The following is a 19,567-nucleotide window of genomic DNA, read 5'->3' as shown; positions in this document are numbered from 1 at the left end:
GGCCCAAAAGCTTGCGGCCCATCTCACTCCTCAATGGTGACTTAAAGAGACACCGAGATATGGAATTGAATTTAGACTCCGGCTTTTTCCTGGTGACCGCTTCACCGGAAGCGGTGCGGCGTGAAAAGGAAAAGGCCAGGGCGCTGCGCAGGACTCAATGGTGGCAGCGCCAGATTTCCAGGGGGATCTGTCATTACTGTCGCAGGGCGACGCCTCCAGGGGAGCTCACCATGGACCACATCATTCCGCTCATCCGGGAGGGAAAATCCACTCGGGGAAATGTGGTACCGGCCTGCAAGGCATGCAACAGCCGGAAAAAATACCTGCTGCCCATTGAATGGCAGGATTATCTCCGGAATTTTTCCATCGAGGAATCAACCGAAGAAGGGGTCGGACGGCAAGACCCACCAGAGGGCAACAAAAATGGAAGAGTGTAGAGCGTGTGAGTTAGCCGTTTACTGCTATTCGGACTCCAACACCTGGACCTTCCGAACGAAGCAGGAAATGGAAGAAAAACAGGCGGCAATGGCCAAATGCCCGACGCATGAAAAGGCCCAGGAAAGGTGCTTTGAAGCCCTCAGCAAGTGCTCCGAGGGATAACTGCCGGAACGCGATTATCCCCCATTCACCCGTCCCCGGTGTGCAATGCCTGCCTGGAGATGCACTCCGCCCGCCGGGTTTTCGAGCCTGGAACCTCGGTCGTCCAGACCCGCAAAACCGGTCGGCAATCGCGAAAAAGCCTGGCTACACCTGCCTCAAGTGAACATGTTGATCTTGCAGGACCGGGCGTGCTTGAGATAATCCTCGGCCGTCTGGATCTCGATTCCCTCCATGAGATCTTCGGCTGAGAGCTTCATCATGTCCATCGTCATCCTGCAGGCGACAAACTTCACACCCTCCAACTGTGCGACTTCCATGAGCTCTTCAACGGTCGGGATTTCCGCCTCATCGATCTGCTTTTTCATCATGCGCGTGGCGACGGACGCCATACCGGGAATGGCTCCCATGGGACCCGGAGGGATAAACCTGCATTTGGCGGCGCCTCCCCTCCGCACAATATTGATCCCCATGAACGTGTAAAAGACTGTTGCCTCCATACCCAATCTACGTGCATTGATGGCGAGCACGAGGGCAGGATAGGCCCCATCGAGAGTGTCTCGGCTGCAAATGAACGTACAGCTCTCGGGAGAAGACTCCAGAGAGGGGTCAACGGTTCTTTCTTCAACGTCGGCCATAGGTCACTTCTCCTCCAGGCAATTCATACCAGTATAGACTGTGGGTGAGGGAGAGGGCGGTTGAGTACATCCCTCGTGTTGAACAATAAAAACCCTCCCTTCAAAATATTACCATTCAAAATTCGAGTTGGAAACTCTCATTTCCTTCCTCTCAGCCCCCTTTTCCTGGATCAGTCTTTAGAATTTCAGCATTTCGACAGCAGGTTTTTCTTCACTTTGTCTTGTTCATTACGTGGGGGTGAGTGTGGAGGATCTCTCAGGAAAAGCGCACACAATTTTTGAAGGCGAAATACTATACCCGATAAGGTATAAAATTCTGGATTTGATGGTTCCTTGTTTTTTGTAGGAGCGGCTTCCAGCCGTGACTGGCTGACTGTCGCGGCTGGAAGCCGCTCCTACAAAAAAGAAGTTTTCAATCCCTGATGTGTTTACCATTCCAGGTAGACTCGGTAATCCTCAGGCGGGCAGGATGCGACCGGCATGATCTACTCAGGATTCCAGAAACAGGTGAACCATGCCGCAGTATGAAATGCCGCAGCATGGTTCAGAGTTCACAGCCTAACATCAAGTCCCGAAGGAATCAATGCATGGCATCAAGGAGCGCGTTGCGAGAAAGGGATCAGCTGCGACCCCTCCCGGTGAGGCTTTTCGGTATCCTGCCGGTGTGGGCACATTCCGACCGCAGGCGCCTTCCCACTATTTTTTCAACCATTTGACCGGTCTCGAGAACCCTGTCCACGTCCAGCCCCGTGTCTATGCCCATCTCATCCATCATCACAACCATGTCCTCGGTGGAGACGAGTCCGGTGATGCTTGGGTCCTGGTAATAATACTTGCCCGTCCCGGCGACAGGCATGCCGTCGACGAAATTGGCCGGCTGTCCGCCGATGCCCCCCAGGGTGGATTCATAGTGGGTGATGCCGGCGTTCAGGGCCGCCAGGACATTTGCCAGCCCCCAGCCGCGCGTCACATGAAAATGGGCGATGTGCTTCGTCGTATCGGGAATGGCGTCCAGGATCATCGAATAATATTCGTAAACCTTGTTGGGAGGGGCGGAGCCGTCGTGGTCGGCGTGCTCGATATCGTCCGCTCCTATGTCCAGCCATCGCTTCGTGAACTCGACAGCCTTCTTCAGCTCTGTGGGACCCTCGATAGGACAGCCCCAGATCGTGCTCACGGTGCCGCAGACCTTCATTCCCTCACGTTGTGCAATCGGGATATATTTCTCGCACATCTTCCAATAGTCATCGAGGGAAAGGCCTGAATTGGTCCGATGGTGCGATTCACTCGTGGACACCATGAAGAGAATCCGGTCCGGACCATACCCTTCCCTGCGCGCCTGGATGGCACGCTCCACGGCCTTCTCCCGGATCGTGATGCAGGTGAGCTCCACGTCGCTGATGAGATGGGCGACTTTTTTGCTGTTTCTAAGACGCCTCATGAGCTCGTCTGCGTCATTGAACTGGGGCATTCCCTTCGGATTTCCGAAGTTGGTGATCTCAACCCTCTTGTATCCGGAAAGGATGAGCTCCTCGGCCACCCATAACTTGGCATCCGTTGGGATGATCTTTTCTTCGTGCTGGAATCCATCTCTTACGGTGATATCCCCCAAAACCACTTTCTTTGGATATTTCATAATTGACGACATCTCGAATCTCCGCTTTAAGTATTAGTCAGGGATGGTTTAGCGCTCCAGAGCTCGGAATCGAAGGGCCTCGAGCTTCCTTTAAAAGCGCAGGTTGCCGAATGCAGTGTCTCCGACGGGCTTGATCAGGCTGACTTCAAACGCCATCGCGAGCCAATCACGAATCTCCTTGAACTTGAGCACACGGTCGCTCAAGAGACGAGAGGCGCAGCAAAATGGGTCCGCCTCACCATCATACTTCTCGACCATTTGCTCCCGAAAAGCCTGCTTCTCCTCTTCGCTCATGGGGGATTTCTCCACGGAACGCTTCCGTTCTTCAATGGTGAGAAGCACTTCCGCCGCAGAACGGCCGCTCATGACCGACGTGCGGGACCTCATGGTATGGAAGAGGAAGTGGGGCCGGTAGGCACGTCCGCACATTCCATAGTTGGCGGCTCCGTTGTCCGGTCCGATGACCAGCTGGATGCGTGGAACCTGGGCACACGCAACGGAGCGCACCATATCCGCCCCATATTTCCCTATTCCGGAGTGCTCGGATTCGGATCCGACCATGAACCCCGGAGAGCTCTGGAGGAAAAGGAGCGGCGTTTTATCGTTGGAGCAGCGGATGATCCATTCCGTGGCCTTTCGGGCCGCCTCCGCAAAGATGATTCCCAGCCCGTTGGATGCGATCACGCCCACCGGAATGCCCTTGATGCGGATCTTGCCGGTCACGATGTTGTCGGCGCGGCCCATCGCGTAGTTCTTCTTGTATTCCGAAAAAAATCCGTCGTCGGCAATCGCCTTGAGGAACGCGCGACTGTTCACGCCCTGCTGCACCTTGGCGGGGAGGTTTTCATAAAGGCTTTCCACTGGCTCCAGGGGCGGGCGTTCCTCATAGCGGTGGATGTGCAGCTTCTGGGGAGGCTCCATGGAGAGGATTTCGCGCACCCTTTCAATGGCTTCATCCTGGTTGCGGCAAAAGTGGTCGGCACCTCCCGATACGTGAGTGTGAACGCGGGCACCGCCAAGATCTTCGGCAGTGATGACCTCCCCCGTCGCGGCCTTCACCAGTGGAGGGCCGCCGAGGAAGGAATACGACATTTTATCGATCATGACGGCTTGGCAGGCCATAAAAACCATGTAGGCGCCTCCCGCGGTATTGCCCCCCGTGCTCAGGGTGATCTGCTTGAGTCCCATTGCCGACATGCGGGCCATGTTGTAAAAGATCGATCCGAAATGCTGGTCGTCCGGAAAGACATCCCGCTGCATGGGCAGGTACACCCCTCCCGAATCGGCTATATAGACGCAGTTCACACCGCACCGCTCGGCAATCGCCTGCGCCCGCATGTGCTTCTTGAGTGTGATGGGGAAATAGGACCCGGCCTTCACACGGCTGTCATTGCCAAAGATCATGGTCCAGGAGCCGTGGATTTTCCCGAGACCGGTCACCATCCCTCCGCAGGGGACATCCTCCACGTCGGGGTAATCCACTCCGAAACCGGCGAGGCGGCTCAGCTCAAAAAATTTTTCGCCCGGATCGATCAGCTTCTGAATGAGCGCCCGAACCGGCTGTTTGCCCTGCTTGGCAAGCCGCTTCACCGCCTCCTCGCCGCCGGGCCACTCGGCCCGAAAGGCAAGCTCGTCGAGCTTGGATTCCTCGTTTTCCCAAAAAGCTCTATTCACCGCTCTTGCATCTGGCATTTTGTTATCCTCTCCAGGTGACAAGCTACGCATCGCAACAGGCGAGCGTGCCTTCCCACCCGTTGTTTACTCCCCTTTGTAGACCGGCTTCCGCTTCTCACGGAAAGCGGCCAATCCTTCCAGGCGATCCTTCGTGGGTATGGTGATCCAGTAGGCATTGGATTCAATGGCCAATCCAGTGTGCAGGTCCGTTTCCAAGCCATAGTTGATGGCGTACTTGGCCTGCCGGATCGCCACCGGCCCCGCTTCACAAATCATTGCAGCCATGGCGAAGCAGTCATTCAAAAGCTCTTCGGGCGAAGAGACCGCGTTGACCAGTCCCATCTGCAAAGCCTCCTGAGCCCCTACGCGTCGCCCGGTGAATATGAGCTCCTTCGCCTTCCCACGCCCCACCAGGCGGGGGAGCCGCTGGGTTCCCCCCGCCCCGGGAATGACGGCCAGCCGGGTTTCCGTCAGGCCCATGGTGGCGCTCGCGGATGCAATCCGGATATCCGACGCCAATGCAAGCTCCGTCCCGCCCCCCAGAGCGACGCCGTTGACGGCTGCTATGACGGGCTTGGGATGCGACTCGATGAATGTGAAAAGATTTCGAATCGTATAAATGAATTCCTTGACCTGGTTGGGACTGAGAGTCGCGCGCTCCTTCAAGTCCGCGCCGGCGCAAAACGCCTTGTCTCCCGCCCCCGTCACAATCACCACGCGGGCGTCCTCATCGAACTGCAACGCTTCCATGCGTTCCTTGAGGGATCGCAGCATGGCGAAATTGAAAGAATTCATCACCTCGGGGCGGTTGAGTGTCAGCAACACCACCTGACCCCGTCTTTCCTCCATGACCAATTGCTGATCCATTACCCATCCTCCCATGCTACTCCAGGCCGCCGTGGAGCAAAGCTGGACGCATTTCAACATGATGGCGGACTTTAGGCCGTATCAGCGCTGCGATTTGCGTGAAAAAGCCTCTCGCGTCAGCTCCCGGGAAATGATCATACGGCGGATTTCGCTCGTACCGGCGCCAATCTCGTAGAGCTTCGCATCACGCCAAAGCTTCTGAACCGGAAACTCGAGACAATACCCATACCCGCCATGGATTTGGATGGCCTGGTCGCAGACCCACGTCGCGGTTTCGGAGGCGAAGAGGATGGCTGAAGCTGCAAGCTTCGTGAGCTCGGTGCCCTTACCTCCCCTCGCGGCTTTCTGCACCGCTTCGGCAGCGCGATACACGATGAGGCGCGAAGCCTCGGTCCTGGTGTACATATCCGCAAGCTTTTGCTGCACCATCTGGAAATTGGCTATCGGTTGTCCGAACTGCTCCCGATCCACGGCGTACTGGATGGAATATTCGAGAGCCTGCTCTGCCATGCCCACAGAACCGGCCGCAAGGACAATTCTTTCTATATCGAGGCCGCTTGTCATGACGTGAACGCCATTATTTTCCTGTCCGACGAGGTTTTCCGCCGGAACCTCACAGTCCTCGAAGACAAGCTCGCCCGTTGGCGACCCACGCATCCCGCACTTTTTCAACTTTCTCGACACGGAAAAGCCGGGAAAATCCTTTTCCACGATAAAGGCGCTGATCCCCTTGGCACCCTTATCCGGGTCCGTTTTCGCGTAAACCAGAAGCGTGTCCGCTATGGGTCCGTTCGTAATGAATATCTTCGTGCCGTTCAGGATGTACTTGTCACCCTTCTTCACCGCCCGGGTGCGAAGCCCCATGGCGTCCGATCCGGCATTCGGCTCCGTCAGCCCCAATGCTCCGACCTTTTGACCGGAAATCAAAGGAGGCAGATACTTCTCCTTCAACATCGCGTTGGCGTTCTTGTGAATATTGTTGGCACAGAGATTGGAATGGGCGCCATAGGTCATCGCCAGGGCCGGGGAGACTCGGCTCATCTCCTCGATGGCGAGCGCCTGCATCAACACGTCCCCACCCAATCCGCCGTACTTTTCGTCCATGGTTATGCCGAGGATTCCAATTTCCGCGCATTTGCGGAAAAAATCGGGCGGAAGCCAATCTTCCTCGTCTATCTTTTCCTGCAAAGGGCCCAGTTCATTGAAGGCCCATTTGTTCACCGTTTCCTTGATCATACGTTGTTCATCAGACAGCTGGAAATCCACTTGACTCCCCCTCGAACCGAATTGTTTCGGATGATAGTTTTATTTCAATGTTGCCCTTGCGACAGGTTAATTGGCCAGTTCCTTGAGATTGGCAAAATAGTCCAGGGCCTCCGGGTTCTTCAGCGCATCCTTGTTCTTCACCTCGCGGTTATGGATGACCTTTTGGACGGCAAGCTCAACCTTTTTCATATTCAGGGTATAAGGGATATCGGGGACGGCAATGATCTTTGCAGGAACGTGCCGCGGGGAAGCATTGGTCCGGATATTCTTCTTGATCTTTTCTCGAAGATCATCGGTCAGGTCAAAGCCTTCTTTCATCTTGACGAAAAGGATTACCCTGACATCACCCGACCATTGCTGACCCACGATCACGCTGTCTTCGATCTCCTCCATCTGGTCCATCACCCGGTAGATCTCCGCAGTGCCGATCCTTACCCCGCCAGGATTCAGGGTCGCGTCGGATCTCCCGTAAATGATAATGCCTCCACGCTCGGTCACCTCGATGAAGTCTCCATGCGTCCAGACTCCGGGAAACACTTCAAAGTAGGCAGAGCGATATTTTTTCCCGCTCTCATCATCCCAGAAATAGATGGGCATGGATGGGAAGGGGGCCGCGCAAACCAGCTCGCCTCGCTGTCCTACCGTCGGTTTGCCGTCTTCATCGTAGGCAAAAACCTTCATACCCAGTCCCCGGCATTGCAGCTCCCCTTCATAGACAGGTCCCATGGGGTTGCCCAGGGCAAAGCAGCCGTTCAGATCAGAGCCTCCAGAGATGGAGGACAGCTGCATGTCGCTTTTCACTTCGCGGTAGATGAATTGGAAATCCTCTTTGGACAGGGGCGAACCGGTGGAGAGCAATGTCTTCAGCGCGCTCAGATCGAACTGTTTGCCCGGCTTCACGCCTGCAGCCCTCAGGGCCGCTATATATCCAGCGCTGGTGCCGAAGACAGTGATCTTCTCATCCTGGGCCATCCGCCACAGCGCATCCGGACCAGGATGGAAAGGATTGCCGTCATAGAGCACGAGGGTCGCGCCCGTGGCAAGGGAGGCGGTCAGCCAGTTCCACATCATCCACCCGCATGTGGTGAAGTAGAAGATCGTGTCCTCGCGCTTCAGGTCTGTATGCAGAATCAGCTCTTTGAGCTGGTTGAGCAATACCCCGCCGGCGCTCTGGACCATGCATTTCGGCAGACCCGTCGTGCCGGAGGAATACATGATGTAGAGGGGATGCTCGAAGGGTAGCTGAGCAAAATCCATGTCTTCGGCATCATTATGGACGAACTCGTTGTAGTGCACGGCATTGGGGAGATCCGTAAGATCGGGTTTTTCCTGCGTATAGGGAACGACGACGATCTTTTCAATAGAGGGGAGATCTTTGATGATTTGTGCAACCTTTTCCAGGCAGCCCAGCGCCTTCCCTTTGAAATAATACCCGTCGGCGGTAAACAGGACTTTTGGGCGTGTCTGGCCGAATCGATCCAGGACCCCTCTGATGCCGAAGTCCGGAGAGCAGGAGGACCATGTTGCCCCAAGGCTCGTCGCCGCCAGCATTGCGATGATGGATTCGGGCATATTCGGCATGAAGCCGACGACACGGTCTCCCGGGGTGACACCCGCCGCACGGAGGGACGCCGCGACCTTTGCCGTTGCAGCGTAAAGCTCCTCATAAGTGAGGGTGCGGCGGACAGCATCTTCGCCCCGGAATATCATGGCTGTCTTATCATCCCTGTAACGCAGGAGGTTCTCGGCAAAGTTCAGACGGGTGTCCGGAAACCAATGCGCACCCGGCATTCGGGTCGGATCGTCAATGACCCTGGGATTACCGACGGACGGCTTAATCCCGGCAAAACGCCACACCTCGAGCCAGAATGCCTCTAAATTCTCTATAGACCACTGATACAGCGCGTCGTAGTCGGCAAAGTTTGTTCCATAGGTATGGTTTATACTCTGCATGAACCTGTACATATTGGATTCTTTGACTCGTTTCTCCGACGGCTTCCACAAAGGTTCCATCATGAAATTCCTCTTCGTTTGCTCAATCAGGCGCATCAAGATTTTGAATCACTGTGTTCACTATTGCGTTTGTGCCATCTCCCTCAATTTGTACTTCTGGATCTTGCCGCTCGCCGTCATGGGATATTCATCCACAAAGTAGACGAATCTGGGGATTTTAAAGAAGGATATCTGGTCCTTGCAAAAGGAGAGGATCTCTGTGTCGGTGACCTTCTCCCCGGGCTTTACTTTGATGAAAGCCGCCACTTCTTCACCGTATTTCTCACTGGGAACCCCCACCACCTGGACGTCCTGAACCTTTGGATGGCGGTAAAGGAACTCCTCGATCTCGCGCGGATAAATATTTTCCCCACCGCGGATGATCATGTCCTTGATTCTGCCCGTGATCTTGCAATAGCCGTTCTCGTCCATGGTGGCCAGGTCGCCCGTGTGGAGCCAGCCATCCTTATCCACTGTCTTGGCTGTCTCCGCGGGCATTTTGTAGTAGCCCTTCATGATATGATAGCCCCTGGTGCAGAGCTCTCCCTGTACCCCTCTCGGTGTCTCCAAGCCGGTGACCGGGTCGACGATCTTCACCTCGACATTGGGCAGGGCCATGCCCACGGTGGTTGTCTTCAGTTCCAGGTTATCGTGAACCTGAGTCTGAGTGACACCGGGAGAAGCCTCAGTCTGACCATAGACAATCGTCATCTCATTCGCACCCATGTCCTTGATCACCCGCTTCATGACCTCGACAGGGCATGTGGATCCGGCCATAACCCCAGTGCGCAGGGTGGACGTGTCATATTTATTTCTATCCATCTCTTCGAATTCAGCGATGAACATTGTCGGCACCCCATGGAGCGCGGTACACTTTGAAGCCTCGACGGTCTTCAACACGTTAACGGCCGAAAACGAAACAACCGGAGCCATGGTGGTCCCGGAAACCATGCAGCACAAAGTCCCTATCACGCAACCGAAGCAGTGGAAAAATGGAACCGGGATGCACATTGCGTCGTTGGGGGTCAAATTCATGCGTTCGGACATGCTGAGTGCATTGCCGATGAGGTTGGTGTGTGTGAGCATGACGCCCTTGGGAAATCCGGTGGTTCCAGAGGTATACTGCATATTTATGGTGTCATCAGGATCGAGGGAGTCCAGTCTTGCCTTGAGCTCCTGATCCGACACGGATTTACTCATTTCCAGGATATCATCCCAATTGAACATCCCGGGAAGCTTCTCTTTGCCGAGATAGATGATGTTTTTCAAGAAAGGCAGCTTTTCACAGTTGAGCTTTCCCGGTTCACTTTCTTTGATGGTGGGGCAAACCTTGTCCAGAACCTTCAGAAACTCGTCGGACTCCCGTATGCCACCCACCAGAATCAGTGTCGAGGAATCAGATTGCTGCAGAAGGTATTCGAGCTCACTGCTGCGGTAGTTGGTATTCACCGTGACGAGAACAGCCCCCATCCGGGCACTCCCGTACTGAAGGTAGACCCACTCGGGAACATTGTTGGCCCAAAGCGCCACCTTCTCGCCGCGTTCGATGCCGAGCGCCATCAATCCTTTGGCGACTTTGTCGAGTATCTCTCTCAGCTGCTTGAAGTTATACTTGATTCCGAGCTCGTGGTATTCGAGACCTATGTTATCCCCGAAGTTATCCGCAAGAATATCAACAACATTACCGATGGTCGTCTTGCCTACTTTAATGTCAGGTTTATTCATATGATCCTCAGTGTATTGAAGAAATGATTAATGGATAAGATATTTCGGTAAAATCCCTCCGGGCGTTCCGGTTGAATATCCCTCTTCCCCAGTCGACAACCCGCCGGAGCATTTCACACCAACATTCTCTTCGACATCGGACTTCCGAAATGATCCATCGATTAGAAGCTCTCTCAGGAAACTGCTTCTTGTTCATTCTTGCTGGAACCGCAGGGAGATTCAGATGAAAATGTCAACATGGACGGCACCACATTGACGGAGCCAACAGCTTTTCGCTTCAGTTGCACAGGAAGACGCGGTCAAGTTTCGAGCCTCGGACCATTGCCAGATAGACCTGGTTTTGAAATCTATAGGTCCTTTACTACTGTTTACCGACTGTGGTCATACATCCGTCTCCTTCATGATTGTGGTCGATGAATCGGAAATAAAACTATAGTGTTCCCACCCATAGGACAAAACTTGTGGCAGTACTGTCATTGGTTATCTTCTGGCTGTCAGGATTAGACAAGAAGTGAACACAATCCCCCTCAACCAGTGTATAGGTCTCCTCACTCAGCATCAATTCGATCGATCCCTTCAATACACACAGGACTTCCTGAGCATTTTTAATATTTTTTCTTACGGGAATTGACTTGCCTGGATCGACGACGAGAATGGAAGAATCGATGACCGTTCGGTCGTCTGGAGAGAAAAAGCGGCGCGTCACAAAGCCGGTGTGGGAAAGATCGATTTCATCCCATTCTGATTTCCTGATCAGGACGACTTTCGTCTGCTTGCTGACCTGAGAAATAAGATCGCCGGCATTGACGCCAATGGCATTGCAGATCCGGATCAAAGTGTCAACGGAAGGTGAGCTGACATCGTTTTCCACCTGACTCAGGAAGCCCTCGGAGATGGAAGCCCTTTCCGCAACGACTTTCAGGGTGAGTTTCCGTTCCCGCCGACATTTTCTGATCACTGTGCCAAGATTCATGCAGCCCCATATTTTTTCCGCAGAAAATAAAATTCAGCCGGTTGCCGCTAATACTAATCTATATAAAATAATTGCCATTGGTTAAACTTAACCTATACTGATTATTTATCGCTTGTCAACAGGAAATTTCCCACCTCACCACGTGATGACGCACAAAAGAAGCGAATATCCATAACATTTTGTAATAGCTTCGAATTAATCCATTCCGATATTGCCGGAGGCGGATTTATGGCTTCATTCTTGTTTTATTTTAACTAGCTGTTATGATTGATGATGTTAGGATCACATTGATTTGGCAAGAGAGGGGGAGACGCTGATCATATGTTTGGGGTATGACATTTAACGGCGGCTGCCACTGTTGTTGACTCAACTTCAGCCCGTCGAAAACCTGGGTCCGCACTGAGAGGCTGTCAAAAAATTCGTTTCATCGTCATTCCGGCGGTTTTAAAGTCGGAATCCACCCCAGCGAAAAACCTGGATTCCGGCTTTAAAACCGCCGGAATGACGAAACAAGGTGCATGCTCAGAGTGATGGACTCATTTCTTACACACCCTCTGAGGCCGGAATGATTTCAAACGAGCCGATAACGGGCAGAGGAGCGATTCAAATCAGTGCTCACCCGCTCCGTATACCTCGCGCGTGTTCTCGCGATGATCGATCTTGTAGAGGAGCCGGCCTTTCTCTCCCAGCTCCTGCAAAATTCGCGGGAAGGAGGTCCGATTGAGCTTGCGCACGCGAATCTGGACGCTTCGATATCCTTTGACGGTCCGCTCAGCGGAGCAAAGTTGACAGAGTAGTAGAATGTCGCTTTGGAGCCTGTCAGGCGCTTCCTTCAGCCTCTTCCTTGATCTTCTTGAAGCGTTCCGAGTTGCTGTAACGCATGGCTTCCGCTTCCCGGACATCTTCATCCGTAAGATGAATCCTGCCACAGGCGGGACACCGCAGTTCCTTGCTCTCGATGCTCAGCCGCGCTGCGAGCTCGTCGACGGTCATGTGGGGAACACCCCCGCAGGCGGTGTCGGCGGATTCGACGGTGACCTGCGTTTTCTTCTTTTTCTTCTCTTGACCTTCCATGGCATCCTCCAAAGTCTTGTAGGAAAAAGCCGACCGTCCCCCGAGTCCATCCCGATAAAGCAGGGACTCACCAACATACCGAGGCACTCAACAAGTACTTCACAGCGAAAGTCATCACTCCGTCTGGGAGGTTTTGTCTTGTGTCAAAAATGGTGCGCGAAGCGCACCCTGCTACCGCTCCGCCGGCCACTGGGAAACGACCCGGCCTTCCGCGTCTCGGATCTCGATGGAGATCCCGGCATCGCCGTCCAGGCGATGCGTTGCGCAGGAAATTCAGGGGTCGTAGGCGCGAACCGCCATTTCGATCTTGTTCAGAGCGGCTTCGTCTACCGCTCCTCCCTTGATGAGGCTCCGCGCCGCCTGGTTCACCGTCATGTTGATGGGACCCAGGTTGTGGGTGGTTCCCACGATGAGGTTCGCTCTCGTGATCATGCCGTTCTGGTCGGTGGAGTAGTCATGGATCAAGGTGCCTCGGGGCGCCTCCAGGCAGCCGACTCCTCTCCCGGCCCTGGGCTCCACAACGGCACGAACGTTGGAATCGGTGATTTCCGGGTCTTCCAGCAACTGGATGGCCCGTTCACATGCGTAGACTTCCTCGATGAGCCTCGCCCAGTGATGGAGCAGGGTGAACTGAGCCGGTCTCCCAAACTTCTCCCTGAATTCCTCCAGTTCGGCCTGGGCCCTGGGAGTCGCCATCTTGTCGGCCACATTGATCCTTGCCAGGGTATTGGCCCGGTAGATGCCCCTGGGAGCTTCCAGATCCAGGGAGAATCCTTCCCCCCAGCATCGGGCATAGGGGAATTTTCCGTAGGAGTAGGGTTCGACGTGCTCTCCGAGATACCGGTCGTACTGCTGCGGATCGAAATCCTGGAAGGTCCCGTCGGGCTTCATGAGGCGGGTCATGCCGTCGTAGAGGTTCAGAGCCCCGTCCCCATCGACGGTGCCGATGAACCCTGTCTTGATGACGCCGAGGGTCTTGACGGCGTCCAGGTACTTGGGAAAAACCTCGGTTTTGGCAAACTCGATGGTGAAAAGAGCAAAATCCAGCATCTCCCGCATCTTGGCCAGAAAATCCTTGCGGTCTTCTTCCAGAAGAGGCTTGGAAAATCCCCCCGGAACCCCCGCATGGGGATGGATGGCCTTGCCGGTAAAAGTCTCGAGGATCATTTTCGCCATCTGCCGCATGCGCACCACGCGCTTTGCCAGATCGGGATTGGCCTTGGCCACTCCGATGATATTGCGCACGGAATAATCGCTGTCCGGCCCCATGACAAAATCCGGGGCTGCAAGAAAATAGAAATGCAGGATTTTATCTTCGGAATGGGAAATGGCCTGCATCAATTCCCGAAGCTTTCTTCCCGCCGGAGGCGGAGTGACTCCAAAACAGCGGTCCACTGCCTTGTTGGATGCCAGGTGGTGCTGCCAGGGGCAGATGCCGCAGATGCGGTTGACAATCCGGGGGAGCTCCTCGGCAGGCTTTCCCTCCACGAATTTTTCGAATCCGCGGAGGGACAGGATACGGACCTTGCTCTCCCGCACCTCTCCCTGGTCATCCAGTTGGATGGCGATGGATGCGTGCCCTTCGATGCGGGTGATGGGATGAATGTTGATGATCTGCCCCATGCTTCATGCCTCCTGTTTCTTGCGTGGCGGCCGCAGTTGATGGTGTGCCCCGGAAAACCTCAAAAGGGAGACGGTTTCAGGAAGAGATGAAATGTCTATTCCGTTGGATGCCAGGGCATTCAGCATGTCCAACCGCTGATTGCCGTTTTGCTTGACGGGCCCGTAGCACCCGCGGCAGGGGACCCTGGCCGTGATGCAGCGGGGTACGATCTTGCTCCCCCCGCACCCGGCCCGCGTGACCGGGCCCATGCAGAGCATCCCCTGTTCGAGGATGCACCGCATTTTGTCCAGGGGCTCATCGGGCGCTTTGTAGTGTGGCGACTGGAGGAATCTCCGCAGCGTTTTCAGCTGGCCCTTACCCTCCCGCACCGTGGGGCAGTGGTCGCAGACACTCCTGCCGGGAAGGTTCAGGGGGCTTCCCGTGGCGAGGGCCGTCAGAGCCTCGAAGACGTGGTCGGGATGAGGGGGACAGCCGGGCAGATACACGTCCACTTTCACTTTTTCATCCAGGGCGTAGCAGGCATCCAGCAGAGGCGGAACATCTTCGTCGAACGAAGCTGCCGGAGCGTCCGTCGTTTCCGTTGAATAAACCCGCTGCAGCATTTCCTCACTGGTGTAGGAATTTGCCAGGGCCGGAATTCCACCATGAGTGGCGCACGTCCCATGGGCCACGATGATCTTGCATTTCCGGCGCATCTCCTCGAGCACCTCCACGTGCTCTTCGTTGCGCACCCCGCCGCTGACGATACCCACGTCGGCTTCCGGAATATGGATGTGCTTGCCGTTTCCAAGCTGGCCAAGGTATTTATGGTCCATCAGGACCGGGCTGTGGACAAAGTCGGCGACCGCCAGGATATCCAGAAGCCTCTCCCCCATGTCCACGATGGCGATTTCACAGCCCGAACATGAGTTGAGCCATTCTTGAGCGACTTTAACCGTCATGGGTTCATCCTCCTCATGAAGCGACCGCCTGGCCTGGTTCCTGTTTGAAGGGAGTGGGGCCGAGCCGGCGGAGCCTTTCGGTCATCTCCGTCACCGCGGCCACGAATTTGTCCGCCTCGGCGGACGAGCACCACACCAGGGCAAAACGCTCACTCTCGAGACCGAGCCCCTCCACCATCACCTTGATGACTTCGGCCCGGGCCTGCGCTTTGACATTACCGTCCAGGTAATGACATTCTCCAATGTGTCACCCCATCACCATGACGCCGTCGGCTCCCAGGCTGAAGGCCTCCGTAACCATCCTGGGATGGACCATCCCCGAGCACATGACGCGAATGAGGCGGATGTTTGAAGGATACTGCATCCTCCATATTCCCGCCAGGTCCGCTGCGGCATAAGTGCACCAATTGCACGTAAATCCAATGATTTTTGGTTCATAGGACATGACCATCTCCTCATAGGTGCCTCGCGGCATCCCCGCGGAGCGGAGGATGCCGCTGCCAATTCACAAAGCCAGGGCAGCCTTCACCTGCGCCGTGATCTGCTCCATGGAAAACCCCGCCACGTAGACGCCGTCCTTTGGGCAGGTAGCCTGGCACATGCCGCATCCCTTGCACTGGGCCACATTGACCTGGATGTGGGAAGACCTGGAACCCTCGGCCGTGGCTTCCTCCACCAGGCTGATGGCGTGGTAAGGGCAGACGTCCAGGCAAAGGGCGCAGCCGTCACAGTTGGCAAGTACGGGGGTCGCCTTGGTGGATTCCAGCCCAATGCGGTCGCTCGACAGGACGGTGATGGCCCTCCCCGCCGCAGCTTTGGCCTGGGCGACGGCTTCGTCTACGGACTTGGGGTAGTGGGCCAGCCCCGCCATGAAGAGGCCGTCCCCCGCGAAATCCACGGGCCGAAGCTTCGCATGGGCCTCCAGCAGGAAACCGTCCGCGTCGGTGGAAAGTTTGTAAATCCGGGCAAGATCCGCATTGGCCGAGCTCGGAACAATGGCCGTGGCCAGTACTACGGCGTCGGCCACGATCCTGAGGGGCTCGTGAAGGATGTGATCCCACACCACGACCTCCAGCTGCCGGGGATCCAGCTGCGTCACCCGGGGCTTCCCGTGAAGTTCATAGTTGATGAAAACGACTCCCTTTTCCCGCGCCTTCTTGAACAGCTCCTCCCGCTCCCCATAGGTGCGCAGATCTCGATACAGGATGAAAATCTCCCGCGTGGGATCCTGCTCCTTCAGTTGGACAGCGGCCTGCACGGAATGGGTGCAGCAGACCCTGGAGCAGTACATGCGTCCCAGCTCCCGCGATCCCACGCACTGGATGAACACGAAGGTTTTGGCATCGTTGATGCGCCGGTCCCCCATCATGGTGAGCTTGTCGAACTCGATGGAGGTGTAGACTCGGTCCGCAGTGCCGTAGCCGTATTCCGTCGGGGTGTACCCTTTGCCTCCCGTGGCGATGACGGTAACGCCGTGGTCCACCGCTTGCGGACCCCGAGGCGACTGAATCGTACTCTTGAAGTTGCCGACAAAGCCTTCTGCATCCGTGACAGTGGATTCCATGTGCAGGGTAATGAGGGGGTGGCTCCTCACCCTGGCATCCATTTCCTGGAGGGCGGGTCCGATGGGCTCTCCCTTCCAGGTATTGTAGAGGAACCGCGCCTGGCCTCCCAGGAGATTGGATCTTTCCACCAGGTGAACGGGAAAGCCGTGATCGGCCAGTTCCAGCGCCGTTGTCATGCCCGATGGGCCACCGCCGATGACCAGTGCGGACTGCTGCACCCCCACAACGATCTCAGGCAGGGGATTGAGGAGCCCGACCTTGGAGACGGCCATCCGCACGAGGTCCATGGCTTTCCGGGTCGCCTGTTCCGGTTCGCCGGAATGCACCCAGGAATCCTGGTTCCGGATGTTGGCCATTTCGAAGAGGTACTAGTTGAGGCCGGCCGCCTTGAGAGTCTCTCGAAACAGGGGCTCACATGAAGAAAATGGTGACATCCAGGTCTTTGACGTGATCCTTCGCGATCATCGCTTCCTTGATGGCGTAAGTGCAGCAAACCGACGAACAGTAGCCGTTGGAGGCCTTGTTGAGATCTCTCGATCCGACACACTGGAGAAAGGCGATCTTGGCGGCTTCCTTCTTGTCGGACGGGCGCAGCAGGTGCCCCTCGGTGGGGCCCGACGCCGACAGCACGCGCTCCATCTCCATAGAAGTGATCACATTGGAGTAAAATCCGTAACCCCAGGTGCGGATCCCCTTGGGGTCGAAGGGCGCAAAGCCGGGCGCCAGCACCACCGAGCCCACCTGCAATGTGACTGTCTCTTCCCGGTCGTCGAACTTGACGGCCCCGGTGGGGCAGAACTTCTCGCAGGCCCGGCACTTGCCCTTTTCAAAAAAAATGCAATTGTCCTTGTCGATGGCGTATTTTTGAGGCACCGCCTGGGGGTAGGGAATGTATGCGGCCTTCCGCTTGCTGATTCCCTCGTTGTAGGCGTCGTCCACCTTCCGGGGGCATTTGGCGGCGCATTCGCCGCAGGCGATGCATTTTTCCATGTCCACAAAGCGTGGATGCTTGAGAACATCCACCTGAAAGTTGCCCGGCTCACCACGCACGTCGGTGACCTCAGCCAGGGTGATGAGCTCGATATTGAGATGCCGGCCGACCTCGACCAGTTTGGGCGAGATGATTCACATGGCGCAGTCATTGGTGGGAAAAGTCTTGTCCAGCTTGGCCATGGCGCCGCCGATGGCCGACTGTTTTTCCACCAGGTAGTAGGCGTGGCCTCATTCAGGCAGGAGAAGGCGTTTGCACTGGAGTCGGTACATATTGTCGACGATGCGGCCCACCATGATCTTCATGGCCTCGTCGTCGCCCGTGAAAAGTCCCCAATTGACGCCTTCCCAGTTCTCGGACGGAATGGTCCAGGATTCTCCGGCGGCGTAAAAGATCTTCCACCAGAATTTCATGTCGTCGGGCTCGCCGAAGGGCTCCTTGGAATTGAGGGTCACGAGGACGTTGGCTCCCTCCACATCGATGGGGGTCTCGAAGCCCGGGCAGCACTCCTCGGCTAGCTCTTCCCCCACTTCCTTCAGGAGATCCGTGAACTCCGACCTGGGAATGCCCAGATTGTTGCCCCTGCGGAGCGCCATGAGAACACCCTTGTGGAGAGGGCCGGGAACCTTCTCCCGTTCGCGCATGGATCGGATCTTCCGAAAAAGCGCGGTGATCTCCACGTTCATGGGGCATGCCTCTTCGCACTTGCCGCACATGGTGCATTTCCATGTCCAGTTGGAGTCCACCGCCTCCTGGATGCGCCCCAAAACCACCAGGCGGATGAGCTTGCGCGGGTCGAGGTTGTCCACGCCCGAGATGGGGCAGGCGCTGGCGCAGCTCCCGCAGGTGAGGCACACATCCGCCCACTGAGGGTCATCCCGCAGAAGACTGGCGCGCGGGCCGACCGTTTTCGGTTCGGAAACAGCCGCTGGTTGTCCGGTCATTCTTACCTCCTTTCGGATCCCAAGGGGCAATCTCTCGCACAAATCAAAACAGGAAACCTTGCACAGCTTCCATGGGCAGAACACGCCCGGGATGCTTTCCCGGGGATTCCTCCCACGTGACGCATGGTCCGGGAGCACCGTTCCGTGGTCCCGTCACGAGGCACCGCTCGCGAGTGTCTGCAGGATCAAACGGCACATGGGCTCGACGGCCTGCTGCAAAGCAGGGGAAAGCCCCGGTCGCACCTCATCGGGGATGGCTTCGATCTGGGCCACCAGGACACGCACATCGATGGCGGTATAATCCCGGATTTCTTGAAGCATGTTGATCGTTGGAAACTGGTGGGGAGAAAAATCGGCGATTTTAGCCGGCGAAACAGCCTCCACATCGATTTCGAAAACTTCCCCGGGGCGCCTGCCCGGAAAATCGAGGGCGTCCACCAGGATGATCTGAAGGGGTTTGTCTTCACCCAGGAGGAGATCGAAGAGAATGCCCCGAATGGATGTTCCCGCATCGATACAGGCCGTATCCTCGGGAATGGGGCAGTGCGCCTCGAGGTATTCAATGACTGCCGGCCCAAACCCGTCGTCGCCAAAGAGAGGGTTGCCAGAACCAAAAACAAAGCGTTTTTTCCCGTGGTCGTGGGGCATCATGGGTGATCCTGTCTTCCCGGGATTCTCGCACGCGAGGCTCCCGGCAGCAGTCCGTGTCTCACAGTCAGGTTGTTATGTCTATGGGGAAAAAAAATGGCTGCAGTTCCCTCCGCCGGCCTGCGGTCCGCCGGCAGGTGATGGGCCTGCCACGCGATGGTCCCGAAATGGAACGGCTCATCAGGATGCGGCATGCTGCAGGGAGGTAAGAGAGAATCGCATTTTCGCGATATTTGTGTAACAGTTATGAAAAATACGGTCAAGGAGATTTTCATGCAAGGCCATCGCTTGAAATCGTTGACTTCATATTTCCGGTTACGTATACATGAATCAATCTGCAAATTTACCCGGCTTCCATTTCTCTTCTTCCGACATGCGACACTGAAGATCCTCCCCTCTGGACGATCCTTGC

Annotated in this window: 17 protein-coding genes and 1 pseudogene; 2 read left to right on the top strand and 16 right to left on the bottom strand. The window is 55.9% G+C overall.

Annotated features, from left to right (window positions below):
- Window positions 1-59 precede the first annotated feature (59 nt).
- A complete protein-coding gene (locus tag MWC30_RS14455; protein WP_244084905.1) occupies window positions 60-437 on the top strand; it encodes an HNH endonuclease in 378 nt (125 codons plus the stop codon).
- Window positions 424-600 carry a hypothetical protein gene (locus tag MWC30_RS14450; RefSeq protein WP_244084904.1) on the top strand — a complete coding sequence of 59 codons (177 nt, stop codon included), beginning with the start codon at window positions 424-426 and terminating at the stop codon, window positions 598-600. The genes MWC30_RS14455 and MWC30_RS14450 overlap by 14 nt, the downstream gene beginning before the upstream one ends.
- A 155-nt stretch (window positions 601-755) precedes the next feature.
- Here MWC30_RS14450 and MWC30_RS14445 read toward each other — a convergent pair whose 3' ends face one another.
- From MWC30_RS14445 to MWC30_RS14370, 16 genes and pseudogenes are all read right to left on the bottom strand, one after another.
- Window positions 756-1,235 (bottom strand): DsrE/DsrF/DrsH-like family protein, encoded by a 480-nt coding sequence (locus MWC30_RS14445; protein ID WP_244084903.1) that lies wholly within the window; start codon window positions 1,233-1,235, stop codon window positions 756-758.
- Between the two features lie 619 nt (window positions 1,236-1,854).
- Window positions 1,855-2,871, bottom strand: coding sequence for a hypothetical protein (locus MWC30_RS14440; protein WP_244084902.1), 1,017 nt, complete (start codon window positions 2,869-2,871; stop codon window positions 1,855-1,857).
- A 90-nt stretch (window positions 2,872-2,961) separates the two neighbouring features.
- A complete protein-coding gene (locus tag MWC30_RS14435) occupies window positions 2,962-4,563 on the bottom strand; it encodes an acyl-CoA carboxylase subunit beta (RefSeq protein ID WP_244084901.1) in 1,602 nt (533 codons plus the stop codon).
- A 66-nt stretch (window positions 4,564-4,629) separates the two neighbouring features.
- On the bottom strand, window positions 4,630-5,412 hold the full coding sequence (locus MWC30_RS14430; RefSeq protein WP_244084900.1) for an enoyl-CoA hydratase-related protein: 783 nt from the start codon (window positions 5,410-5,412) through the stop codon (window positions 4,630-4,632).
- A gap of 81 nt (window positions 5,413-5,493) precedes the next feature.
- Window positions 5,494-6,678, bottom strand: a complete 1,185-nt coding sequence (locus MWC30_RS14425) for an acyl-CoA dehydrogenase family protein (protein WP_256461260.1) — start codon at window positions 6,676-6,678, stop codon at window positions 5,494-5,496.
- Window positions 6,679-6,744: 66 nt separating this feature from the next.
- Window positions 6,745-8,694 carry an acetoacetate--CoA ligase gene (locus MWC30_RS14420; RefSeq protein WP_244084898.1) on the bottom strand — a complete coding sequence of 650 codons (1,950 nt, stop codon included), beginning with the start codon at window positions 8,692-8,694 and terminating at the stop codon, window positions 6,745-6,747.
- A gap of 57 nt (window positions 8,695-8,751) precedes the next feature.
- Window positions 8,752-10,395: an AMP-binding protein gene (locus MWC30_RS14415; RefSeq protein ID WP_244084897.1), complete on the bottom strand. Its 1,644-nt coding sequence runs from the start codon at window positions 10,393-10,395 to the stop codon at window positions 8,752-8,754.
- A 430-nt stretch (window positions 10,396-10,825) separates the two neighbouring features.
- A complete protein-coding gene (locus MWC30_RS14410) occupies window positions 10,826-11,368 on the bottom strand; it encodes a helix-turn-helix transcriptional regulator (RefSeq protein WP_244084896.1) in 543 nt (180 codons plus the stop codon).
- A gap of 819 nt (window positions 11,369-12,187) precedes the next feature.
- Window positions 12,188-12,442: a hypothetical protein gene (locus MWC30_RS14405; RefSeq protein ID WP_244084895.1), complete on the bottom strand. Its 255-nt coding sequence runs from the start codon at window positions 12,440-12,442 to the stop codon at window positions 12,188-12,190.
- Window positions 12,443-12,715: 273 nt separating this feature from the next.
- Entirely contained in the window at window positions 12,716-14,065 is a 1,350-nt protein-coding gene (locus tag MWC30_RS14400) for a Ni/Fe hydrogenase subunit alpha (RefSeq protein WP_244084894.1), read from the bottom strand.
- A 3-nt stretch (window positions 14,066-14,068) separates the two neighbouring features.
- Window positions 14,069-15,007, bottom strand: coding sequence for a methyl viologen-reducing hydrogenase (locus MWC30_RS14395; protein WP_244084893.1), 939 nt, complete (start codon window positions 15,005-15,007; stop codon window positions 14,069-14,071).
- A 13-nt stretch (window positions 15,008-15,020) separates the two neighbouring features.
- Window positions 15,021-15,458 carry a hydrogenase iron-sulfur subunit gene (locus MWC30_RS14390; protein WP_254006171.1) on the bottom strand — a complete coding sequence of 146 codons (438 nt, stop codon included), beginning with the start codon at window positions 15,456-15,458 and terminating at the stop codon, window positions 15,021-15,023.
- A gap of 54 nt (window positions 15,459-15,512) precedes the next feature.
- Window positions 15,513-16,898, bottom strand: coding sequence for a CoB--CoM heterodisulfide reductase iron-sulfur subunit A family protein (locus MWC30_RS14385; RefSeq protein WP_244084891.1), 1,386 nt, complete (start codon window positions 16,896-16,898; stop codon window positions 15,513-15,515).
- 85 nt (window positions 16,899-16,983) lie between these two features.
- A complete protein-coding gene (locus tag MWC30_RS14380; protein WP_244084890.1) occupies window positions 16,984-17,622 on the bottom strand; it encodes a 4Fe-4S dicluster domain-containing protein in 639 nt (212 codons plus the stop codon).
- Window positions 17,623-17,796: 174 nt separating this feature from the next.
- Window positions 17,797-18,507, bottom strand: a pseudogene (locus tag MWC30_RS14375) (4Fe-4S dicluster domain-containing protein); the annotation flags it as partial.
- A 153-nt stretch (window positions 18,508-18,660) separates the two neighbouring features.
- Window positions 18,661-19,158, bottom strand: coding sequence for a hydrogenase maturation protease (locus MWC30_RS14370; protein WP_244084888.1), 498 nt, complete (start codon window positions 19,156-19,158; stop codon window positions 18,661-18,663).
- Window positions 19,159-19,567: the final 409 nt, after the last annotated feature.

This window comes from Desulforhabdus sp. TSK, from assembly GCF_022836495.1.
GTDB lineage: Bacteria > Desulfobacterota > Syntrophobacteria > Syntrophobacterales > Syntrophobacteraceae > Desulforhabdus.
Note: the sequence above shows the minus strand (reverse complement) of the source record. Positions and strands in the feature narration are given on the sequence as shown.

Coding starts and splice junctions, on each gene's coding strand:
- MWC30_RS14410 (WP_244084896.1), bottom strand. CDS start 11,368: ATGAATCTTGGCACAGTGATCAGAAAATGTCGGCGGGAACGGAAACTC.
- MWC30_RS14405 (WP_244084895.1), bottom strand. CDS start 12,442: ATGGAAGGTCAAGAGAAGAAAAAGAAGAAAACGCAGGTCACCGTCGAA.
- MWC30_RS14450 (WP_244084904.1), top strand. CDS start 424: ATGGAAGAGTGTAGAGCGTGTGAGTTAGCCGTTTACTGCTATTCGGAC.
- MWC30_RS14435 (WP_244084901.1), bottom strand. CDS start 4,563: ATGCCAGATGCAAGAGCGGTGAATAGAGCTTTTTGGGAAAACGAGGAA.
- MWC30_RS14445 (WP_244084903.1), bottom strand. CDS start 1,235: ATGGCCGACGTTGAAGAAAGAACCGTTGACCCCTCTCTGGAGTCTTCT.
- MWC30_RS14370 (WP_244084888.1), bottom strand. CDS start 19,158: ATGATGCCCCACGACCACGGGAAAAAACGCTTTGTTTTTGGTTCTGGC.
- MWC30_RS14430 (WP_244084900.1), bottom strand. CDS start 5,412: ATGGATCAGCAATTGGTCATGGAGGAAAGACGGGGTCAGGTGGTGTTG.
- MWC30_RS14415 (WP_244084897.1), bottom strand. CDS start 10,395: ATGAATAAACCTGACATTAAAGTAGGCAAGACGACCATCGGTAATGTT.
- MWC30_RS14440 (WP_244084902.1), bottom strand. CDS start 2,871: ATGAAATATCCAAAGAAAGTGGTTTTGGGGGATATCACCGTAAGAGAT.
- MWC30_RS14395 (WP_244084893.1), bottom strand. CDS start 15,007: ATGACGGTTAAAGTCGCTCAAGAATGGCTCAACTCATGTTCGGGCTGT.
- MWC30_RS14455 (WP_244084905.1), top strand. CDS start 60: ATGGAATTGAATTTAGACTCCGGCTTTTTCCTGGTGACCGCTTCACCG.
- MWC30_RS14400 (WP_244084894.1), bottom strand. CDS start 14,065: ATGGGGCAGATCATCAACATTCATCCCATCACCCGCATCGAAGGGCAC.
- MWC30_RS14420 (WP_244084898.1), bottom strand. CDS start 8,694: ATGATGGAACCTTTGTGGAAGCCGTCGGAGAAACGAGTCAAAGAATCC.